General features: G+C 63.8%; 20 protein-coding genes. 10 read left to right on the forward strand and 10 right to left on the reverse strand.

Features of this window, described 5'->3' with window-relative positions; all coding sequences use genetic code 11:
• Window positions 1-8 precede the first annotated feature (8 nt).
• The 3 genes from AB433_RS11480 to AB433_RS20555 are packed head-to-tail and all read right to left on the reverse strand — an operon-like array spanning window position 9 to window position 1,959.
• Window positions 9-767 (reverse strand): N-formylglutamate amidohydrolase, encoded by a 759-nt coding sequence (locus AB433_RS11480; protein WP_221403531.1) that lies wholly within the window; start codon window positions 765-767, stop codon window positions 9-11.
• Window positions 764-1,588, reverse strand: coding sequence for a 4-(cytidine 5'-diphospho)-2-C-methyl-D-erythritol kinase (locus AB433_RS11485; RefSeq protein ID WP_047821099.1), 825 nt, complete (start codon window positions 1,586-1,588; stop codon window positions 764-766). The genes AB433_RS11480 and AB433_RS11485 overlap by 4 nt, the downstream gene beginning before the upstream one ends.
• Window positions 1,589-1,620: 32 nt before the next feature.
• Window positions 1,621-1,959 carry a hypothetical protein gene (locus AB433_RS20555; RefSeq protein ID WP_218916946.1) on the reverse strand — a complete coding sequence of 113 codons (339 nt, stop codon included), beginning with the start codon at window positions 1,957-1,959 and terminating at the stop codon, window positions 1,621-1,623.
• 105 nt (window positions 1,960-2,064) lie between these two features.
• Here AB433_RS20555 and AB433_RS11495 point away from each other — a divergent pair.
• A protein-coding gene (locus tag AB433_RS11495) for an IS3 family transposase (protein WP_156170623.1) occupies window positions 2,065-3,236 on the forward strand; the annotation gives its coding sequence in 2 pieces (ribosomal slippage) (window positions 2,065-2,317 and window positions 2,317-3,236; 1,173 coding nt in all).
• A 123-nt stretch (window positions 3,237-3,359) separates the two neighbouring features.
• Here the strand turns inward: AB433_RS11495 and AB433_RS11500 are convergent.
• Complete coding sequence (locus AB433_RS11500; protein ID WP_047821100.1) at window positions 3,360-5,006, reverse strand: electron transfer flavoprotein-ubiquinone oxidoreductase; 1,647 nt, start codon at window positions 5,004-5,006, stop codon at window positions 3,360-3,362.
• A 144-nt stretch (window positions 5,007-5,150) separates the two neighbouring features.
• Between AB433_RS11500 and AB433_RS11505 the strand changes: the two genes are divergently transcribed.
• The 4 genes from AB433_RS11505 to AB433_RS11520 all read left to right on the forward strand — a co-directional run bounded on the left by AB433_RS11505 (window position 5,151) and on the right by AB433_RS11520 (window position 8,952).
• Window positions 5,151-5,921 (forward strand): uracil-DNA glycosylase family protein, encoded by a 771-nt coding sequence (locus AB433_RS11505; RefSeq protein ID WP_156170797.1) that lies wholly within the window; start codon window positions 5,151-5,153, stop codon window positions 5,919-5,921.
• 96 nt (window positions 5,922-6,017) lie between these two features.
• On the forward strand, window positions 6,018-7,790 hold the full coding sequence (locus AB433_RS11510; RefSeq protein WP_047821101.1) for a lytic transglycosylase domain-containing protein: 1,773 nt from the start codon (window positions 6,018-6,020) through the stop codon (window positions 7,788-7,790).
• A gap of 10 nt (window positions 7,791-7,800) precedes the next feature.
• A complete protein-coding gene (gene moaB, locus AB433_RS11515) occupies window positions 7,801-8,328 on the forward strand; it encodes a molybdenum cofactor biosynthesis protein B (RefSeq protein WP_047821102.1) in 528 nt (175 codons plus the stop codon).
• Window positions 8,329-8,352: 24 nt separating this feature from the next.
• Window positions 8,353-8,952, forward strand: a complete 600-nt coding sequence (locus AB433_RS11520) for a hypothetical protein (protein ID WP_047821103.1) — start codon at window positions 8,353-8,355, stop codon at window positions 8,950-8,952.
• On the opposite strand, the gene AB433_RS11525 is transcribed toward AB433_RS11520, so the two are convergent.
• Window positions 8,949-9,458 (reverse strand): YcxB family protein, encoded by a 510-nt coding sequence (locus AB433_RS11525; RefSeq protein WP_047821104.1) that lies wholly within the window; start codon window positions 9,456-9,458, stop codon window positions 8,949-8,951. The two genes, AB433_RS11520 and AB433_RS11525, sit on opposite strands and share 4 nt — an antisense overlap.
• A 78-nt stretch (window positions 9,459-9,536) precedes the next feature.
• Here AB433_RS11525 and AB433_RS11530 point away from each other — a divergent pair, with 78 nt between their 5' ends.
• Together AB433_RS11530 and AB433_RS11535 are read left to right on the forward strand one after the other, a co-directional pair.
• Entirely contained in the window at window positions 9,537-10,613 is a 1,077-nt protein-coding gene (locus AB433_RS11530; protein ID WP_047821105.1) for a PA0069 family radical SAM protein, read from the forward strand.
• Between the two features lie 80 nt (window positions 10,614-10,693).
• Window positions 10,694-11,146, forward strand: a complete 453-nt coding sequence (locus AB433_RS11535) for a hypothetical protein (RefSeq protein WP_047821106.1) — start codon at window positions 10,694-10,696, stop codon at window positions 11,144-11,146.
• A 35-nt stretch (window positions 11,147-11,181) separates the two neighbouring features.
• Here the strand turns inward: AB433_RS11535 and dnaE are convergent, their stop codons facing one another.
• The 4 genes from dnaE to AB433_RS11555 all read right to left on the reverse strand — a co-directional run bounded on the left by dnaE (window position 11,182) and on the right by AB433_RS11555 (window position 17,135).
• A complete protein-coding gene (gene dnaE, locus AB433_RS11540) occupies window positions 11,182-14,697 on the reverse strand; it encodes a DNA polymerase III subunit alpha (protein WP_047821107.1) in 3,516 nt (1,171 codons plus the stop codon).
• 97 nt (window positions 14,698-14,794) lie between these two features.
• Window positions 14,795-15,079, reverse strand: coding sequence for a hypothetical protein (locus AB433_RS11545; RefSeq protein ID WP_047821108.1), 285 nt, complete (start codon window positions 15,077-15,079; stop codon window positions 14,795-14,797).
• A 147-nt stretch (window positions 15,080-15,226) separates the two neighbouring features.
• Complete coding sequence (locus tag AB433_RS11550; RefSeq protein ID WP_047821109.1) at window positions 15,227-15,901, reverse strand: ABC transporter ATP-binding protein; 675 nt, start codon at window positions 15,899-15,901, stop codon at window positions 15,227-15,229.
• A complete protein-coding gene (locus AB433_RS11555) occupies window positions 15,894-17,135 on the reverse strand; it encodes a lipoprotein-releasing ABC transporter permease subunit (protein ID WP_047821110.1) in 1,242 nt (413 codons plus the stop codon). Before AB433_RS11555 ends, AB433_RS11550 begins: the two co-directional genes overlap by 8 nt.
• 250 nt (window positions 17,136-17,385) lie before the next feature.
• On the opposite strand from AB433_RS11555, the gene purF reads away from it, so the two are divergent.
• From purF to AB433_RS11570, 3 genes are all read left to right on the forward strand, one after another.
• Window positions 17,386-18,864 carry an amidophosphoribosyltransferase gene (gene purF / locus AB433_RS11560; protein WP_047821111.1) on the forward strand — a complete coding sequence of 493 codons (1,479 nt, stop codon included), beginning with the start codon at window positions 17,386-17,388 and terminating at the stop codon, window positions 18,862-18,864.
• Window positions 18,864-19,595 (forward strand): SDR family NAD(P)-dependent oxidoreductase, encoded by a 732-nt coding sequence (locus tag AB433_RS11565; RefSeq protein WP_047821112.1) that lies wholly within the window; start codon window positions 18,864-18,866, stop codon window positions 19,593-19,595. The genes purF and AB433_RS11565 overlap by 1 nt, the downstream gene beginning before the upstream one ends.
• Window positions 19,596-19,710: 115 nt before the next feature.
• Complete coding sequence (locus AB433_RS11570; protein WP_047821113.1) at window positions 19,711-20,064, forward strand: PilZ domain-containing protein; 354 nt, start codon at window positions 19,711-19,713, stop codon at window positions 20,062-20,064.
• Window positions 20,065-20,071: 7 nt separating this feature from the next.
• Here AB433_RS11570 and AB433_RS11575 read toward each other — a convergent pair whose 3' ends face one another.
• The gene (locus tag AB433_RS11575) at window positions 20,072-21,334 is read right to left on the reverse strand and encodes an SAM-dependent methyltransferase (RefSeq protein ID WP_082134904.1); all 1,263 of its coding nucleotides are present in this window, start codon (window positions 21,332-21,334) and stop codon (window positions 20,072-20,074) included.
• Window positions 21,335-21,348: the final 14 nt, after the last annotated feature.

Here is a 21,348-nt window from a genome sequence, read left to right on the forward strand (position 1 = left end):
ATCGCGCCCTATTTCGCGTCGAGCGCAAGCACCGTACGCTGGGCCACATCGGCGATCAGGGCGGCCCAGCGCGCCTGTCCGGCCTCTGTCGCGATCAGGTCGTTGCGGACTTCGATGGCAAGGTAATCGCGGCCTTTCGCCTCTGCATGGCGGTTCATGGTCGCGTTGAGTTCCCGGCCCGAATAGGGCTGGTTGTCGCCCACCGTCAGGCCCTGCGCGGCAAATAGCCGGATCGCATGGCGTGCGGGTTCGGCGTTTTGATTGTAGAGCAGCGCGACTTCCCACGGGCGGTTCTCGTCGGGCTGTGTTTCCAGCTGCGGGGTAAAGCTGTGGAGCGAGACGATCAGGCGCGGGTCCGCCTCGTCCAGCCAGTCCGCCATCGCGTCGTGATAGGGGTGGTAGAATTTCGCCAGCCGCTCCGCGCGATCCGCGCCGATGTTGCCGGGGACCAACACGCCGTCGCTTTCCATCGGGATCAGGTTGGGGTGATCTTCCTCACGGTGAAGGTCGATGACAAGGCGGCTGACACAGGCCAAGTGCGCAGGGATGGCGTGGCGGCGGGCCATGCGTTCGGCTACGCCCTCTACCCCGATGTCGACCGCGATGTGCATGTCCATCGTGCCGGGCGGAACGCCTAGGTCCAGACCTTCCGGCACGAGGTTACTTGCATGGTCGGAGACAAGGACGATTCCAGTTTTTCCTGGGCCGACGGTCTTCGGGGTGCCGATCCGGCGGTACGGGCGCGTTGTCGGGGTTTCGGGGCTCAACGCAAAAGTCCTGTCATCTGCCACCAGTCGGGCTGGCGGGCGGCAATATCGGCGGCGGCGGCATCGCGCGCGGCGGTGTCGGCGTATAACGCGAAACAGGTGGCTCCAGATCCCGACATCCGCGCCAGCCACGGTGCGGTATCGGCCAGCGCGGCGAGTATGTCGGCCACCGGAGGGCAAATCGCGATGGCGGGGGCTTCCAGATCGTTGCGGCCATTGGTGGCGATTTCGCGGGCGGAACCGGTGGGCAAAGCGCCCCCGTCCTTGCCCTTCCCGTCTTTGGCCCAAGCCTTGAACACCGGCCCGGTCGGCACCGGCACGCGCGGGTTTACCAGCAGGATGGGCGTGCCCTTCAGATCGTTATCGACCCGCTCCAACTCCGTCCCGGTGCCGCGCCCGATCTTCATGTCCGACCAGACGCAGGCCGGAACGTCGGCACCCAGCGCGGCGGCGCGTTGCATGACGTCGTTCGGCACCGATTGCGCCTCTGCGATCATGCGGATCAGCGCGCCCGCATCGGCGGACCCGCCGCCCAGCCCCGCCGCGACCGGCAGGTTCTTTTCGAGATGGACGTGCCAGCCTTCGCCGCGCGGAAACTTCGTCAGCGTGTGGGCGAGGATGTTGTCGAACGGATTATCCAGCGCGCCCGCAAATTCGCCGGAGACGGTGATGCGATCCTCGCCCGCGAACTCGGCGGCCAGCCGGTCGCCGCCATCGACGAAGGCGAACAGCGTTTCAAGCTCGTGATACCCATCCTCCCGCCGCCTGCGGACATGCAGCGCAAGGTTGATCTTGGCGTAGGCGGTTTCGGTGAGGGTCATGAATTGGTCAGATTCGGATTTATAGTGACTGACTATCGGCGGATAGTCGAATCCGAGGGAATCTCATAATATCTTGATTCGAATTCATTTCTTGGAGAATTGATTGGGCGAAGTTCATCTACGCGAACCACAATAATCCACTTACTCCCTTCACTTCCCTCAAATCCTTTTATGAAAAGGTCAGCTTCAATTACCTTTCTCATGCTGGCATTTTTGTCTGTCAGAGTATTTATTGGCGCATTTTCAATTATATACGCCTCTGTTTCATGTGATAATACAGCATTCAAAGGATATTCACAATTTGGCAAATAAAGCTGCGGATGGAAAGCGATTCCATCTTGGCCAGCAATAACGATCATTTCAACTGTCAAAGGATAGCGTTCTATATCCAGCGCTTTCTTGGTGCAATCTGACGTGACCCCCTGATTTTCCTCCAATTTGGATTAGAGTCCGGCCCTTACAGAAGGACGGACGAGATGAAGAGAACGAGGTTTTCCGAAGAGCAGATCATCGGTGTGCTGAAGGAGGCTGAGGCGGGTGCGAAGACCGCTGACCTGGCCCGGCGACACGGAGTGTCGGAAGCGACGATCTACAACTGGAAGTCGAAGTATGGCGGGCTGGAGGTGTCCGATGCCCGCCGACTGAAGGAGCTCGAGAGCGAGAACGCGAAGCTGAAGCGGTTGCTCGCCGATGCCATGTTGGACCAGGCCGCGTTGAAGGATCTTCTGGCAAAAAAGTTCTGACGCCCGCCGCCAAGCGGGAAGCTGTCGCTCATCTCCAGGCCTGCCACGGGATGAGCGAGCGGCGGGCGTGCCGTGTCATCGATGCTGATCGCAAGAGCGTGCGTTACCGTTCCACCCGGGACGATGACGCCGATCTGCGTGAGAAGCTGCGCGAGCTGGCCAACCAGCGTCGGCGGTTCGGCTATCGCCGTCTGCACATCCTGCTGCGCCGGGAGGGGATCATGATCAACCGGAAGAAGACCCAGAGGCTCTACCGTGAGGAAGGGTTGGCGGTCAGACGACGACGCAGTCGCAGGCGTGCTGTGGGCACGAGAGCACCTGCTCCGGTGCTGGCGCTGCCGAACCAGCGCTGGAGCCTGGACTTTGTTCACGACCAGATGGCTTCGGGAAGACGATTCCGGGTGCTCAACGTGGTCGATGATGTGACGAGGGAGTGCCTGGCAGCGGTGCCGGATACGTCGATCTCCGGGCGCCGTGTCGTGCGCGAACTGACTGAGCTGATCGCGCAGCGTGGCAAGCCCGGCATGATCGTCAGCGACAATGGCACCGAGCTCACCAGCAATGCGGTGCTGGCATGGTGTGGGGAGATCGGTGTGGAGTGGCATTACATCGCACCGGGAAGGCCAATGCAAAACGCTTACGTCGAGAGCTTTAATGGCCGCATGCGGGACGAACTGCTCAATGAGACTTTGTTCCTCAGCATGGCTCACGCCCGCGTCGAGATCGCTGCCTGGGTGGAGGACTACAACCGGGAGAGGCCGCATTCTTCCCTCGACTACGACACCCCGGCGGCGTTCGCCGCCAAACTGGATAAGCAATGGCCAGCTTCGCTACGCCCTACGGGCTCCGCTACGCAGCCCATTGCTTCAACCGCGCTCATGCGCAACAACGCGGTCCGGCTCTAATCCCAGCTGGGGGAAAGCTGGGGGTCACGTCAAATCATCCCGACCGTTAAGCTGCTTTGCTTGGCACCCACAGCATAAGAGCAAAGCAAGACAAGCGCCAATTGCCCGCATGAACTGGCTCCCTCACATATTCGGATAGTTCGGCCCGCCGCCGCCTTCGGGCGTGGTCCAGACGATGTTCTGCTTCGGGTCCTTGATGTCGCAGGTCTTGCAGTGGACGCAGTTCTGCGCGTTGATCACGAACTTCGGCTCGCCCTCTTCCACGCCGGTGAATTCATAAACGCCCGCCGGGCAGTACCGCTGCGAGGGGCCGCCATAGACCGGCAGGTTGACCTCGACCGGAATCGACGGGTCTTTCAGCTTCAGGTGGCAGGGCTGGTCTTCCTCGTGGTTGGTGTTCGACAGGAACACAGAGGACAGCCGGTCGAAGCTGATCTTGCCGTCGGGCTTGGGATACTCGATCTTCGGGTAGAGATCGGCGCGGCCCGTGCTTTCGTAGTCGGCATGGTGCCCCATCGTGATCGGCAGGCCGATCTTCAGCGTGCGCATCCACATGTCGGCCCCGGCAAGGATTGTACCGATGGTACCGCCGAACTTGGCGACCGCAGGCTCGGCGTTCTTCACCTTCTGCAGTTCCTCGGCAATCCACGAATTGCGCAGGTTCGCTTCGTATTCCGCGACCTCGTCACCTTCGCGGCCCGCGGCGATCGCCTCGGCAATCGCTTCGGCGGCGAGCATGCCGCTCTTCATCGCGGTGTGGCTGCCCTTGATGCGGGGCACGTTCACGAAGCCCGCCGCACAACCGATCAGCGCGCCGCCGGGGAAGCCCAGCTTTGGCACCGACTGCCAGCCGCCTTCGTTGATGGCGCGCGCGCCATAGGCAACGCGTTTGCCGCCCTCCAGGATCTTGCGAATCTCGGGGTGCTGCTTCCAACGCTGGAATTCCTCAAACGGATATACCCACGGGTTCTTGTAATCGAGCGCGACCACGAAGCCGAGCGCCACCTGACCGTTCGCCTGATGATAGAGAAATCCGCCGCCCCAGCTTTCGCTCTCGCTCAAAGGCCAGCCCTGCGTGTGAATGACGCGGCCCGGAACGTGCAGTTCGGGATCGATGTCCCACAGTTCCTTCATGCCAAGGCCATAGACCTGCGGCTGGCAATTCGCCTCCAGGTCGTATTTCGCCTTCAGTTCCTTGGTCAGGGAACCGCGCGCGCCTTCGGCGAAGAGCGTGTACTTGCCGTGCAGCTCCATGCCTGCGGCATAGTCCGCCTTGTGGCTGCCATCGGCGGCAACGCCCATGTCGCCGGTGGCCACGCCCTTCACCGATCCGTCTTCGTTATAAAGCACCTCGGCCGCGGGGAAGCCGGGGAAGATTTCCACGCCCAGTTCCTCGGCCTTTTCGGCCAGCCAGCGGCACAGGTTGGCCAGCGATCCGGTGTAGTTGCCGTCGTTCGACAACAGCGGCGGCATGAAGGCGTGGGGCAGCGCGTATTTCTTGCCGCGCGTCAGCACCCAGTGCAGGTTGTCCGTCACCGGCGTTTCCGCCATCGTGCACCCTTCGTCCCGCCAGTCGGGGAACAATTCGTCCAGCGCACGCGGATCGATCACCGCGCCCGACAGGATGTGCGCGCCGATCTCGCTGCCCTTTTCCAGAACGCAAACCTCAAGGTCCGCGTTCGTCTGCTTCAGCCGGATGGCCGCCGAAAGGCCCGCCACGCCGCCGCCAACGACGACGACGTCATAGGGCATGGATTCGCGTTCGCTCATGTCTTTGTGTGTCCCCGCACTCATAGCTATTTCAATCTTTGCACATGGCCTTGATTGCACGGCGCGGGATCGTCAAGGGTGTCGCCGCGTCAATATCGGCTTTCCTGATATGCAATCGGCGACATGATGGAGTTTTTTCGAGGCGTGAGCGAGGCCGGTAGCGAGTGGCAGGACATGGCCGATGCGCTTTCCGCATTCTGGCGCGACGCCGGGGTGGACCTGACGTTTGCAGACGCCCCGCGCGACTGGCTGGCCGAAAACGCGGCCAAGACCGCGCCGAAGGAAAAGGACCGCACCCGCCCCGCCGTCAACGTCCCGCCGCCCGTACCGCTTGGCCCCGCAGCCCCGGCGACACCCGCCATCGCAGCGGATCGTACCGACCTGCCCGCCGATCTGGATGCGTTTGCCGCATGGTGGCTGGCCGATCCGGCGCTCGATCCCGGACCCGTCGCACGCCGCGTGGCACCGCGCGGAACGGCAAAGGCGCCGCTGATGGTAATCGTGGCCGAACCGGAAGGGGGCGACACCGACACGCTGCTGTCCGGCCCGCAAGGCGTGCTGTTCGACGCGATAGAACGGGCGATGGGGTTCACACCGAACGCCGTCTATCGCGCAAGCGCCCTGCCCCGTCCGACCCCGGCGGCGGATTGGGAAGCGGTGGGCAATGCAGGCATGGGCGCGGTGCTGCGGCACCATGTCGCATTGGGCGACCCGGAAAGGCTCTTGGTCCTGTCGCGCGAAGCCATCGGCTTGCTCAAACCCGAACGGTTTGAAGGCGACGGCACCGGCGCGCTGGCGATCAACGGACGGGAAATCCCGTTGCTGGCAGCTTATCCACTCGCCCAGTTGCTAGAAAGACCTTCATATAAAAGGATTTTCTGGCAACGCTGGCTCGCCTTCGCACACCCTGCTTGACGGCGGCACCCTTGCGGATTCACTGTCGGTGAAAATGGCCGGTGCTTCGCGCCTCGTTCATCCGGCCTTTACCTTGAAGTCGCAAAAAGGGCTGTCATGGCAAAGCTGATCCATTCCCTGATGGCCTGCGCCACACTGGCATCCGCCAGCGCGCTGGCCACGCCCGCCTTGGCCGATAGCGCGGCGATCCCCGCCCTGTCGCGCGCCGCACGCATCCCGGCGCAGCTCGATGCCGAACAGCGTGCGTTTTACGCCAACGTTTTCGCCCAGATCGATGCAGAGAACTGGGGCGCGGTCGAATCGATGCTGGCCGCCCGCCCCGACGACAGCATGAAGCAGCTGGCACTGGCCGAGTATTACCTCCACCCCAACAGCCCGAGAATCGAACTGGACCGGCTGAACGCATGGCTGGCGTTGGGCCGCGATCTGCCGCAGGCGGGGCAGATCGGTCGGCTGGCGATCAAGCGCGGGCTGGAAAATTCGCCCGACCTGCCGGGGACGCAGCGGCTGGTTTCACTGCGCACGCCCGCCAAGCGCATCCTGCCGCGACAGGTTGGCGATGCGACGATGCCCGCAGAGGTGTCGAACGCCATCCTCGACCGGATCAAGAACGACGACCCGTCGGGCGCGCGCATCCTGCTGGACGGGGTAGACGCCACGCTGTCCAGCGACGCACGCGCCGAATGGCGGCAACGCGTGGCATGGTCCTACTATATCGAGAACAACGATTCCGCCGCTCTGGCGCTGGCCCGCACCGTGGCCGCCGGGGGCAGCGGCGCGTGGGTCGGCGAAGGATGGTGGACGGCGGGCCTTGCCGCGTGGCGGCTGGGCGATTGCGCGATGGCAGCGGACGGATTCTCCAACGCATCGAAAACCGCCGCGAACGAGGAATTGCGCGCCGCGTCCTATTATTGGGCCGCGCGCGCCTATACCCGCTGTCGCCAGCCGGAACAGGCCGATCCCGCCTTGCGCGCGGCGGCGGGGTATCACGAAACGCTGTACGGCATGATCGCCGCCGAACAACTGGGCATGACGCTGCCGACCGCCAGCCGGGGGCGCGATTTCTCGGCATCCGACTGGTCGACACTGGCGGGCGACAGCAACGTGCGCACCGCCGTCGCGCTGGTGGAAATCGGGCGCGAGGGGCTGGCCGACGAAGTGCTGCGGCACCAGGCGCAGATCGGCAATCCGGCGGAGTACGAGCAACTGACCCGCCTCGCCCGCGCATTGGGCCTGCCGGGAACGCAGCTCTATATGGCGTACAACGCGCCGCGCGGGGCAAAGCCCGATCCCTCGATCCGCTATCCGGTCACCCGCTGGGCCCCGCGTGAAGGTTGGCGCGTCGATCCTGCGCTGGCCTATGCGCATACCTTGCAGGAATCGAACTTTCAGGCCGGGGCGGTCAGCCCGGCGGGCGCAGTCGGCCTGATGCAGATCATGCCGGGCACGGCGCGCTATCATGCGCCCTCGCTTGGGCTTGGCAGCTATGACCTGAAAGACCCGGCCACGAATATGAGCTTTGGACAGCGCAACCTTGAAATGCTGCGCGATTCGGGCGGGACGCAGGGTTTGTTGCCCAAGATCATGGCCGCGTACAACGCTGGGCTTTCGCCGATCACGCGATGGAATTCCGAAGTGCGCGATGGCGGCGATCCGCTGCTTTACATGGAATCGATCCCCTATTGGGAAACGCGCGCCTATGTCGCGATCGTGACCAAGAACTACCTGATGTACCGCCGGCAGGCAGGCACGGATTCAGAGGTGCGTGCGGCACTGGCGCAGAACCTGTGGCCGAAGTTCCCCGGCCCGCAGCACGCGAGCGCGGTGGCGCAGCATGGCAAGCCGGTCCTGTCCGGCGCGACGCGATAAGGAGCGACCGATGGCCATCGACGAAAGCCGCCAGTTCAAGCCGGTGCGCATCGCGCTCCTGACGGTATCCGACACCCGCGGCCCGGATGAGGATACCAGCGGCGACATTCTGGCAGACCGCATTCACAACGCCGGGCACACCCTGATCGACCGGCAGATCCTGAAAGACGACGTCGGCGTGATCACCGCGCAGCTGCACGCGTGGATAGAGGACGAGAACGTCGATGCCGTAGTCATTACCGGCGGCACGGGCCTGACCGGCCGCGACGTCACGCCAGAGGCGCTGGACCGCGTAAAAACCCGCGAAATTCCGGGGTTCGGCGAACTGTTCCGCTGGATCAGTTTCAACACCATCGGCACCAGCACGATCCAGTCGCGCGCCTGCGCAGTGGTTGCGCGGGGCACCTATATCTTTGCCCTGCCCGGATCGAACGGCGCGGTGAAGGACGGGTGGGACGGCATCCTGGCCGAACAACTCGACAGCCGGAACCGCCCCTGCAATTTCGTGGAACTGATGCCCCGGCTTCGGGAAAAATAGGCCTCGGCGAAAAGGAAACCGCTCATGCCCGCCGCGAAGAAGCCGTCGACCCGGTTGGTCCGCAAAGCCATGCGCGAATTGCTTGAACCGGAAATCGCCAGGCTTGGCTTCGTCGGCAAGTATCCCGATTGGCGCCGCGAGACGCCAGCAGAGTATCACTACCTGCAATTCTATACCCGCAAGTATGGCGGCGGCTTTTCGTTCAGCGGCGCATGGGCTGAGAAAGGACGGTTCACCGATCCGAACGGAAAGGTGTTTGACACTGCAGACTGGACCATCGCCCACACCGATTTCGACCAGCGCGCCAGTGCCGTCAGGATGATCGACGTCTGCAAGCCGGATCGCACCATGGCCCGCGAAAGCACTGGCTATTTCGAGTACGCGCACATTGCCGACGATGCCGATGCCTGCCGCTCACTGGTGCTGGAGGCCCGGGCCGTCTTGCCGCAGATGGACCGCTGGCTGCACACGAGGGAGGCGGGTGAGGCGATTTCGAGCAAGGATCACAGTCCACCGCAGGGTCTTTCCAGGCGGCTGCGCTGGCACATGGCTACGGCGATGGTCGATGCTTTCGACCTGTCGAACGAACCGCCATCGGTTCCAGGTTCCAATCCGGCGGGCTAAAGCCGCCTGACGCCCGCCGCCTCAAGCCGCGACAACAGCACTTTCGCCGCGTCGCCCAGCGCATGGCGCGGCACCAGATTGTAGAACATCTCCGTCTGGTGCAGCAGGATCAGGTCGTCGGTGACCGACACTTCCAAAAATTCGGCAAACGGCATCCGCACCGTGCCGCGTCGGCTGACGAAGGTCAGCGCCTCGTCATCGAATGACAGCATGCTTTCATCGCGCAAGGCCGCGCTCTGCCGGAATTGTCGCCGCGCCTGCCTCGGCACGAGCCACATCAGGGTCAGCCATAGCGCGGGGAGTGCGACGAGCAACGCAGCCGTTGATGCGACATTGAGATAACCGTCCATCGCGTCAAGAATCAGCAGCAGCACCGCAACCACCACGATCGCGACAATCAGCCACACCGTGGGCGGCCTGAACAGCCGCTTGCGCATGACCTTGCGCGCCGCCGCAACGGCCTCTGCCTCTGTCACACGATAGGTGAAGGGTCCGGTCTCTGTCATGCGACAAGCGATAGCGCGCTCTCGTAAACAAATCGAGAAGTTCTTGTTATGTTCCGGTTTTAGGCGCATCTTGCCGGGATGTCGAATCGCGTCATCTCCGGTCGCGGCGCGCCCTCCAACGCGGTGCCGCAACGCTTTGGCCTTGCCCTGCGTGAGGCGGATGGCGACTGGCTGGACAATGCCGAAACGGTCGATGGGGCCGCGCCGAAACTGCGCACCACCGTGACCGAGGAACATCCCCGCGCGATCCTGTCGTTCAACAATTCGCCGGATATTCCGTTTGACCGATCCATCAACGCCTACCGAGGGTGCGAACATGGCTGCGTCTATTGCTTCGCCCGGCCCAGCCACGCCTTTCACGACCTGTCGCCCGGCCTCGATTTCGAAACCAGGCTGTTCGCGAAGCCCGATGCCGCACAGATCCTGCGCAAGACGCTGGCCAAGCCCGGCTATGCCCCCGCCGTCATCGCGATGGGCACCAACACCGATCCGTATCAGCCGATAGAGGCGCGCTATCGGATCACCCGCGCCGTGTTGGAATTGTGCCTGGAAGTGCGGCACCCCGTCGCGATCACCACCAAATCGGCGCGGGTGCTGCGCGATCTGGACTTGCTGTCGGAAATGGCCCGGCACGGCCTGATCGCGGTCAGCCTGTCGGTCACCAGCCTCGATCCGCGCCTGTCTGGTCTGCTCGAACCGCGCGCCTCCGCCCCGGCAAAGCGGATCGACGCGCTGGCCCGGCTGGTCGATGCCGGAGTGCCCGCGCATTGCATGATTGCGCCGGTCATCCCGGCGATCACCGACGAATTCATGGAAGCCATCGTCGCCCGCGCGGGTGAGGCCGGAGTGGGATCGGCGAATTGGATCATGATGCGCCTGCCGCACGAAGTATCGCCGCTGTTCCGCGAATGGCTGTCGGTCCACTACCCGGACCGCGCGGCCAAGGTCATGGCCACGGTTCAGGCGATGCGCGGCGGGCGCGACAACGAACCCAATTTCCATGCCCGCTTCAAACCCAAGGGCGCATGGGCCGACCTGTTTCGCCAACGCTTCCGGCTGGCGGTAAAGCGCGCGGGTATCCCGCAGCGGCAGGCGAGGCTCGACAGCACCCAGTTTCGCGCGCCCGCGATCGATGGTCAGCTTTCGCTGTTCTAGCGATGGTTAAGCCGTCTTAACGCCTTGCCAACCTGTCCGGTTTATACTGGCGGTCCGTTTGCAGGACGGAGGTGTCGCTTATGCGGGAAATGATTCTCGGTGGTGCCGCGGTGGTCGCGATTGGCCTTGCCGTGTTTCTCGCCCCGCCGATGACGTTCGGCGGTGGCGGCGAAGTCGCGCCGGTCGAACGCCCGCTGACGCTGAGCGAGGCGACCGACCTGCTGGCCCAAGGCGATATTCGGCGCGGCAAAGCGCCGTTTCACGACATGCGCGTTTCGGTCACGCGGGTAGAGGATGGCGTCGTCGCCTATCGCGCCGAAGGGGCCGATATGACGGTCAATTGCCGCGCCATGCTGAAACCCACCGAACATGGCGCGTTGCAGGTCAAAACGCGCTGCGGCCGTATCGCGCACGACATCGGACCGGGCGACGAACGCAACAGGGAATTGGGCGAGCGCGCCTTTCGCGAACTGGTTTTCGCAACGCTTGGCGACCGACCCTATAACGATGCGAACCTGAAGGCGCCTGGCTGATCACAGATCGCGCTGATGCGTAGGCCCGCCCCGGATCAGGCCACCCGGCGCAGTGCGGTCGCGGCGCGGGCCGAAAGATCGCAAGCCGATACGCCGGGAATTTCCGCCACCCGGTCTGCCAGTTCGCCATCCAGTGCGAAATCGCGGCCTAGCAGCATCGTCGCCTCGCGCCCCTCACCCAGCAACAGGCGCGCGACGACTTCGCCGTTCGCATCGGCAGTGCGGGGAAGCAGCGTGGCCATCTCGGCCAGCGCCTCCACCCGATCGACCGTCAGGCGCAGTTCCATCCGCGCGCTCCCCTTTACCGCCGCAAGGGGCCGTGCCCCGCGCACGGTAACGCGCGGCGGTTCGTCGGGGTTGGGTTTGTCCAGCTCTACCTGCAAAAGCACGCATTCGCCCGACTGCGCCCACTTGCCGAAACTATCCACCAGCGATTCTTCGAAGCAGGACGCGCTGAACTGGCCGGTCTGATCGGAAAAATCGGCCATCACGAAATCGTTGCCTTTGCGGGTCTTGCGCTTGTTCGCGCCTTCGACCAGCACGGCCATGACCGCGTTACTGCGGCCTCCGCCCCCAACTCCAGCAGACTCGCCGCCTTCCGCCCCGCTCGTCATCAGGCTGGCATAGCTGCGTGCACCCTGTGCGCTGGCAACCGCGCGCCACTGGCTGACCGGGTGCGCGGCGAAGTAGAAGCCGAAATTCTCGCGCTCCTTCTCCATCTGGTCCTTGCGCGGCCATGCGGGGGCATCGACCAGCCGCAGGTCGGCGGCGGCATGGTCTTCCGCCCCGAACAAGCCCGCCTGCCCGCTCTCTTTCTCGCGCACCGCGGCGTCGGCCACGGCAAGCAGCATGTCGGCATTGGCAATGACCTTGGCTCGGTTCGGCTCAAGACTATCGAGCGCGCCCGCCCCGGCCAGCCCTTCCAGCTGGCGGCGGTTCATCGATCCGGCCGGCAACCGCTCGAAAAGGTCTTTCAGGCTCTCGAACGGCCCACGCGCCTCGCGCTCGGCCACGATCGCGTCCATCGCCTTTTCGCCGACGTTGCGGATGCCTGCCAAGGCATAGCGCACGCGATAGCTCTCGTCGGTCGGCTCGACGGTAAACTCTGCCTCCGAATGGTTGATGTCCGGGCCGGCGCACTCCAGCCCGCCGCCGGGATAACGGCGCATGTCGTCGACGAAGACCGACAGCTTTTCCGACTGGTGCATGTCGAAACACATCGACGCGGCGTAGAATTCGTGTGGGTAATGCGCCTTCAGCCACGCGGTCTGGTAGGCCAGCAGCGCATAGGCCGCGGCGTGGGACTTGTTGAAGCCATAGCCCGCGAACTTGTCGATCAAGTCGAACAGCTCGTTGGCCTTCTTCGGCTCGATCCCGCTGACGTCCTTGCACCCCTCGACAAAGCGCTGGCGCTGCGCGTCCATCTCGGCCTGCACCTTCTTGCCCATCGCGCGGCGGAGAAGGTCGGCGTCGCCCAGCGAATATCCGGCCAGGATCTGCGCAGCCTGCATCACCTGTTCCTGATAGACGAAGATGCCGTAAGTCTCTGCCAGAATGCCTTCCAGCTTGTGGTGCGGATACTCGATCTCCGCCTGCCCGTTCTTGCGCTGACCGAACAGCGGGATGTTGTCCATCGGGCCGGGGCGATAGAGCGAGACGAGCGCGATGATATCCTCGAACCGCGTCGGTTTCACTGCCGCCAGCGTGCGGCGCATGCCTTCGGATTCCAGCTGGAAGACGCCGACCGTGTTGCCCTGTTTCAAGAGCTGGAACACGCCCGCATCGTCCCACGGCAGCCCGTCGAGGTCGATGGTAATGCCCCGCCTTTCCAGCAGGTCGACAGCCTTGCGCAGCACCGACAGCGTCTTCAGGCCGAGGAAGTCGAACTTCACCAGACCGCTACTCTCGACATGCTTCATGTCGAACTGCGTCACCGGCATGTCCGACCGGGGGTCGCGATAGAGCGGGACGAGCTGCGACAGCGGCCTGTCGCCGATGACTACGCCCGCCGCGTGGGTGGAAGAGTTGCGCGGCAACCCCTCCAGTTGCATCGCCAGATCGAGCAAGCGCCGCACATCCGGGTCGCGCTTGTACTCGCCCGCGAACTCGGCAACGCCGTTCAGCGCACGGTCCAGCGTCCACGGATCGGTCGGATGGTTCGGCACCATCTTGGTCAGACGGTCGACGTGGCCGTAACTCATCTGCAGAATCCGCCCGCAATCGCGCAGCACCGCGCGGGCCTTCATCTTGCCGAAAGTGATGATCTGCGCGACGTGATCGTGCCCGTATTTCTTCTGGACATAGCGGATCACTTCGCCGCGCCGCGTTTCGCAGAAGTCGATGTCGAAGTCGGGCATCGACACGCGTTCGGGGTTGAGGAAACGTTCGAACAGCAGGCCCAGCCGCAGCGGATCGAGATCGGTGATCGTCAGCGCCCACGCGACCAGCGAACCCGCACCGGACCCGCGCCCCGGCCCCACCGGAATGCCGTTTTCCTTGGCCCACTTGATGAAGTCGGCAACGATCAGGAAGTATCCGGGGAAGCCCATGCCGACGATGATGTCGATCTCGAACTTCAGGCGGTCGAAATACTTCTGCCGCTCCGCCGCGTCCATCTCGCCATAGGGTTCGAGCCGTTTCTCGAGGCCGCGATGCGCGTCCTCGGTGATCATACGCGCCTCGCCCTCCAAGTCGCCGGCAAGGCTGGGCAGGATCGGCTTGCGATAGGGCGGCATGAAAGCGCAGCGCTGCGCGACGACCATCGAATTGTTCAGCGTTTCGGGCAGGTCGGCGAAGATCTGCGCCATGGCGTCGGCGGGCTTGACCCATGCATCGCGCGGGGTGCGCGGACGGTCGGGCGTGTCGATATAGGTGGAGCTGGCGATACACAGCATCGCGTCCTGCGCGGGGTGGAAGCTCGCCTCGTCGAACAGCGCGGGGTTGGTGCCGACCAGCGGCAGGTTGCGGGCGTAGGCAAGGTCGATCAGCGACGTCTCGCTCTCCGCCTCGTTCTCTGCGCCGCTGCGCGCGATCTCGACATAGAGACGGTCGGGAAACAGCGCCTGCAGCCGGTCGGCATAAGCCTCCGCCTCGCCGTGCTGCTCCGCCGCGTAGAGCCGCGCCAAGGCGCCTTCACCTGCGCCCGTCAGGCAGATCAGCCCGCCGGTATGACCCTCCAGCGCCTCAATCTCGACATGGGGTTCAAGGTGCAGCGGACGTTCGAGGTGCGCCTTGCTGACGAGGTGGCAAAGGTTGTTCCACCCGTCCTCGTCCTGCGCATAAAGCGCCAGCCAGTCTATGGCGTCGCGGCAACCACCATCACGAGGGGGACGTTTTACTGCAAGAAAGGTGCCGACGATGGGCTGTACCCCGACGTCTTTCGCCGCCCCCGCAAAGGCGATCGAGCCATAGAGTCCGTTGCGGTCGCAGATGGCGATTGCGGGAAAGCCGCGATCCTTAGCCAGCTTTGCCATCTTCTTCGGATCGATCGCACCTTCCAGCATCGTGTAGCTGGAAAAGACGCGAAGAGGCACGAAGGGAGCGTAAGCCATGACACCACGCTAGACAAACGGCCCGCCCCGCGCGAGGGCAGGACGGGCCGTTTCAACAGAGGTATCCCCCGTTTTGCCGCGATTTTTGGCGCTAGCTTCAGGCCTTGGGAAAATCGTCCCTCCGGGCCAGTGCCGCGATCTCGCCGACGCCGAACACGCGGTCGCCCGATTTCTGGATCATCAGACCCGTGCGGTCGCCCTCTGGCAACATCATCACAAAGCGGATCAGTTCGGCGAACGTGCCTTCGCGGATCACGTCGAACCCGCGCAGCATGTCGCTTTGCGCGCCATCCTCACGCCGGTGAAGCGCGGCGTGGTCGTCCCAGTCGCTGGCGTTCGGATCGAACGGCTCTGCATGGAAAGTGGTGGGGTTGCTGCTCATCTCTTTGGCCCTCCTGACGGCGAATACGGTATGTTTATGGAACGCACCGCGAACGCGCCTTGTTCCTTATCAATCCGCAGATCTGGGCCGACAATGGGTCGAGAGCAGCACGGCCGGGGAAGCCCGGAACGCCATCTGCTGACTGGATCAGTGCAGCTTGCCCTCGTGCAGGCGGACGACCCGGTCCATCCGTGCCGCCAGCCGCTCATTATGCGTGGCGATCAAGGCGGCGCTGCCCTGCCCGCGCACCAGCCGCAGAAATTCCTCCAGCACGCGGTCGCTGGTCGCCTCGTCAAGGTTGCCGGTGGGTTCGTCCGCCAACACCAGTTCGGGTTTGTTCGCCAAGGCGCGAGCGACGGCCACACGCTGCTGCTCACCGCCTGAAAGCTGGCTGGGCCGATGCGTGAGGCGATGACCGAGGCCGAGCGCGGTCAGCAGTTCCTTTGCCCGCTCCTCCGCCTCTGCGCGCGGCACGCCCGAGACAAGTTGCGGCAGGATCACGTTCTCGCTCGCGTCGAAATCGGGCAGCAGGTGATGAAACTGATAGACGAAGCCCAGATGATCGCGCCGCAATGCCGTGCGCGCATCGCCGTTCGATTTCTCCGCCCGCTGGCCGCAGATCGCGATTTCGCCGCCGAAACCGCCTTCCAACAGGCCGACAGCTTGCAACATCGTCGACTTGCCCGAACCCGACGGCCCGAGCAGCGCCACGATTTCGCCAGGCATGATTTGCAGGTCGATGCCGCGCAGGACATCGATGGTGACACCGCCTTGCGTGAAGCTCCGGGTCAGCCCGCGAAGGTCGACGACGGGATTACTCATAGCGCAGCACCTGCACAGGATCGGTGCTTGCCGCCTTGAACGCAGGATAGAGCGTGGCAAGGAATGAGAGAATCAAGGCCATGCCGATGATGATGGTCACTTCCTTCGGATCGGTCCGCGCGGGCAGTTCGGACAGGAACCGGATCGACGGATCCCACAATTCCTGACCGGTGAACAGTTCGAACATCCGCACCACCGACTGGCGGAATTCCAATGCGACGAAGCCCAGGATCAGCCCAGCCCCGGTGCCCAGCGCCCCGATCAGGAACCCGGCGGTGACGAAGATCTTCAGAATCGATCGCCGCGTCGCGCCCATCGTGCGCATGATCGCGATGTCGCGCGTCTTGGCGCGGACCAGCATGATCAGGCTGGACAGGATGTTGAACACCGCAACCAGCACGATGATCGACAGCACCACGAACATCGCCACGCGTTCCACAGCCAGCGCCTCGAACAGAGAAGCGTTGATCGTCTTCCAGTCGTTGACCACCGCCCGGCCCGCCAGCTTCTGCGCCAGCGGTGCCAGCGTTTCGCCCACGGTGTCGGGGTCTTCGGTCATCACCTCGATCATGCCGATGGCATCGCCGATCAGCAGCAGCGTCTGCGCATCCTGCATCGGCATCACGACATAGGCATTGTCGTAATCGTAGATGCCGATCTCGAAAATCGCGGCCACTTCGTAACCGATCTCTCGCGGCACAGTGCCGAACGGCGTCGTGCGGCCCTGCGGGTTGATGACGGTGATCACGTCGCCGACCCGGATGCCCATGTTCTGCGCCAACCGCGACCCGATGGCGACGCGGTTCGATCCCGGTTGCAGCAGGTCCAGATTGCCGAGCAGCTTCTTGTCGCCCAGCTCCTTGATCGCTTCCTGTGTCGAACCGCGCACCAGCACCGCCTCGACCCGGCCCTCGTACGTACCCAGCAGCGGCTGTTCGATCAGCGGCGAAGCCTCTGTCACACCCGGCGTCGCGCGCACTTCTTCCAGCACGTCTTCCCAGTCGTTCAGCCGCCCGCCATAGGCCTGGATCACGGCATGGCCGTTCAGACCCACGATCTTGTCAAGCAGTTCGGCGCGAAAGCCGTTCATCACGCTCATCACGATGACCAGCGCGGCAACGCCCAGCATCACGGCAACAAGCGAAATGCCCGCGACCATGGCGATAAACGCCTCACCCCGCCCGGGCAGCATATAGCGCTTGGCGATGGTCCATTCGAAAGGGGAGAGAATCAAGGGTATCGGTCTGCCTGTTGGGCGGGTCTGTCACCCGCCTTTCGTCGCTTAATGTTTGTGCCTAGGCCCCGGTTCCCCCGCTGGCAAGGCTCTGCCCGTCCCATACGCGTGCTGCGCGTACGATACGGTGGGTTGTAATCGAACCGAAACAGCGGCAAAGGCGCCAGAACATTAGCGAGATGACGCGAGTGGTGCTTTCTGATAGGTCCCCTCGCACGCCCAAACGGCAATACAGCGGAACATAACAGGCATGGCGTCACCGGACTTCGTCCAGCATCCGTATCTAGACACGGATGGCGACAAGCTTCGCGAGGAATGCGGCATCTTCGGCGTGATCGGCGCGCGCGATGCCGCTGCGGTCACGGCGCTGGGGCTGCACGCCCTGCAGCACCGGGGGCAGGAAGCTGCCGGGATCACCAGTTTCGACGGGACCGAGTTCTATTCGCGGCGCGGCATCGGCCACGTGGCGGAGAATTTTTCGACCGGCGAAGCGATGGCCGAACTGCCCGGCGAAATGGCGGCGGGCCACGTCCGCTATTCCACCACCGGCGGCGCGGGGCTGCGCAACGTGCAACCGCTCTATGCCGATCTGGCCAGCGGCGGCTTTGCCATCGCGCACAACGGCAATATCTCGAATGCGATGCACCTGCGGAACGACCTTGTCCGCAAGGGCGCAATCTTCCAGTCGACCAGCGATACAGAGGTGATCATCCACCTCGTCGCGACCAGCCGATATCCGACGATGCTGGACCGCTTCGTCGATGCGCTGCGTCTGGTCGAAGGTGCCTATTCGCTGATCGTGATGACCAACGACGGCATGATCGCCTGCCGCGACCCGCTGGGCATCCGCCCGCTGGTCATGGGCAAGATCGAAGAGACGGTGGTCTTCGCCAGCGAAACGGTTGCGCTCGACATCGTCGGCGCGGAATTCGTGCGCGAAATCGAACCCGGCGAACTGGTCGAAGTGGATTTCGACGGCCAGATCCGCAGCACGCGCCCGTTCGGCAAGCCCGCATCGCGCCCCTGCATCTTCGAACACGTCTATTTCAGCCGCCCCGATTCGATCAGCGGCGGCCGCTCCGTTTACTCGGTACGCAAGGCCATCGGCGAGCAACTGGCCATCGAAAGCCCGGCAGAGGCGGATCTTGTCATCCCCGTGCCCGATTCGGGCGTGCCTGCCGCCATCGGCTATGCCCAGCAATCGGGCGTGCCGTTCGAACTGGGCATCATCCGCAGCCACTATGTCGGCCGCACCTTCATTCAGCCGAGCGACGGGCAGCGGTCGTCCAGCGTCGCGCGCAAGCATAACGCCAACCGCGCGCTGGTTCAGGGCAAGCGCATCATCCTGATCGACGATTCGATCGTACGCGGCACCACCAGCCTGAAAATCGTGCAGATGATGCGCGATGCCGGGGCCAGCGAAGTGCACATGCGCATCGCCAGCCCGCCGACGATGCATTCGTGCTTCTACGGCGTCGACACGCCCGAACGCAGCAAGCTGCTGGCCGCGCAGATGGACGTAGAGGCGATGCGCGCCTTCATCCAGGCCGACAGCCTAGCCTTCGTTTCCATCGACGGCCTGTACCGCGCGGTGGGAGAGGAAGAGCGCAAGGCAAAGTGCCCGCAATATTGCGATGCCTGCTTCTCTGGCGATTACCCCACGCGGCTTACCGATCTAAACGAGCGGGAAAATCCGCAACTGTCGCTGTTGGGCGAGAAGGCAGCCTGATGAGCGAACAGTCCGTCACCGGGCCGCTTGCCGGCAAGCTGGCGCTTGTCACCGGGGCGAGCCGGGGTATCGGCGCGGCGACCGCCATCGAACTGGCCGCCCGCGGCGCGCACGTGATCCTGACCGCGCGCGACGATCGCAAGCTGGAGCAGGTAGAGGACACGATCCACGCCGCCGGGGGCAGCGCGACCATCGCGCCGATGGATCTGGCCGAACCCGACTCGATCGCGCGGCTTGCCTCCGCCGTATCGGGACGGTGGGATGCGCTGGACGTTCTGGTCATCAATGCCGCCGTTTTCGTGCCGCACATGGCGGTGCAAGACCTCGATCCCAAGGCATTCGCCAACGCGCTCACGGTTAACGTGCTGGCGACGCAGACCCTGCTTTCGGCGTTCCACCCCATGTTGAAAAAGGCCGAGAGCGGCACGGTCATCGGCATGACCAGCACGGTCGGTGCCGCCCCCCGCGCCTATTGGGGCGGATACAGCGTGAGCAAGGCCGCGTTCGACAACCTGATCCAGACTTACGCGTTGGAAAACCAGAATACTTCGCAAATCCGCGCGGCTCTGGTGAACCCCGGCGCGACCCGCACCGAAATGCGCGCGCGGGCCATGCCGGGTGAGGATCCGGCAACCGTCCAGCCGCCCGAAACGGTGGCGACATTCATCGCCAACATGCTTGGTGAAGAAATTCCGAACGGGAAGATTCTTTCCGTTAAGGACGCGCAGTAACTTAGTCTTAACCGCGTTTGCGGCATTCTGGCGGAACTCAGGAACGGCCGAGTCCCGCCCCCGCGCGGCGTCGGCCATGGTGCCCCTTCGGGGCTTTACGCACGGGAGTGCCGACATGACCGAATACTTCATGAACGATCGCTATTTCTCGGCGTCGCAGGAAGATCGCTGCTCTCCGCGTTTGCAGCTGACGATCCCCGTCACGCTGCGTCCGGCGGGCGGACACGGCTTTTCCAGCGAAGTTCAGGACCTCTCGCTCGGCGGGTTTTCCGCCGTGTGCGTCAATCGCCTTGCCGTCGGCACGCTGTGCTGGCTGAAACTGCCCGGTCTGGCCGCGCTGCAATGCGAAGTGATCTGGTGGCAATCGAACCTTGTCGGCTGCGCGTTCCAGAACCTGCTCAGTCCGATCGTCTATGACGACATCGTCAGCCGCTATCGCGGTGCGGCGAACAAGCACCGGGTGGTGTAATTGTTATTCAGGCGGGTTTGACCAGCGTTACCTGATGCACGTCGATCCCGCCGCCGCGAAAACCGCCTTCGCAGTACATCAGATAAAAACGCCATAGCCTGTTGAAACGGGCGTCGAAACCGCGCGGCAGCATCCCCTTGGCTGCCGCGCGGTCGAAATTCTCGCGCCAAACTTTCAGCGTTTCGGCATAGTCCAGCCCGAAATCGGCCTGATCGCGCCATTCCAGCCCGCGTTCCTCGGCCAACCGGCGGAATTCACTGGTGCGGATCAACAAGCCGCCGGGGAAGACGAACGTCTGGATGAAATCCGCGCTTTTGACATAGGCTTCAAACAAGTCGTCGCGCATAGAGATATACTGGATCGCGGCCCTGCCGCCTGGCTTCAGGTTGCGGGCGATGCAATCCATGTAGGTCGGCCAGTATTCGCGCCCCAGCGCCTCTACCATCTCGACGCTGGCGATGGCGTCGTAGGTGCCGTGCGTGTCGCGATAGTCCTGCTTGCGGAAATCGACGGCGGTGGCATCGGCCTCGTTCACCTCTCGCGCATGGGCAAGCTGTTCGTCCGAAAGGCTGATCGCAGTGACGTTCGCACCATGCTGGTTCGCCAATGTTCGCGCCAGAAAACCCCAGCCGCAGCCGATTTCCAGCACGTCATCGCCCGGCGACAGTTGCAACCGATCCGCCAGCGCGCGCACCTTGGCCTGCTGCGCATCCTCCAACGCCTGATCCGTCCCGGCGAACAAGGCGCTGGAATAGCAGAGCGTAGGGTCCAGCCACGCGCCGTAGAAATCGTTGCCAAGGTCGTAGTGGGCCGAGATGTTCGCCCGCGCGCCCTTGATCGTGTTGCGGTTCAGCCAGTGCGTGAACCGGCTGGCCCAGCGCCACGGCCCCTTGGCGCGGCCAAGCGAGCCCAGCCCGTCGGCATTTGCCATGAACAGGGCAAAGATCGGCACCGGGTCGGGACTGTCCCATTCGCCCGCCTCCCACGCGCGGTACCAGCCGACCGAGCCGCCGGTGACCAACCGCACGATGGCGCGCCAGTCGCGTATGGTGATGCGGGCGTGAAGGCCGGGATTGCGCCCGCCGACGGTGCGCGTCGATCCATCGGGCAGACGCGCCTCGATCGATCCGACTTCCATGCCCGCGTCGATCCGGTCTACCAGTTTGTCGACGCTGCCCGCCAGCAGCCGCGCGAACAGCCCCGCGCCATGTTGGAGCACAGATCCCGCGCCCGTCAGGTGCCTGCCGCGTGTAAAATTACCCTGTCCCATTCTGTTCCCGAATA

The sequence above is a fragment of the Croceicoccus naphthovorans genome (assembly GCF_001028705.1).
Lineage (GTDB): Bacteria > Pseudomonadota > Alphaproteobacteria > Sphingomonadales > Sphingomonadaceae > Croceicoccus > Croceicoccus naphthovorans.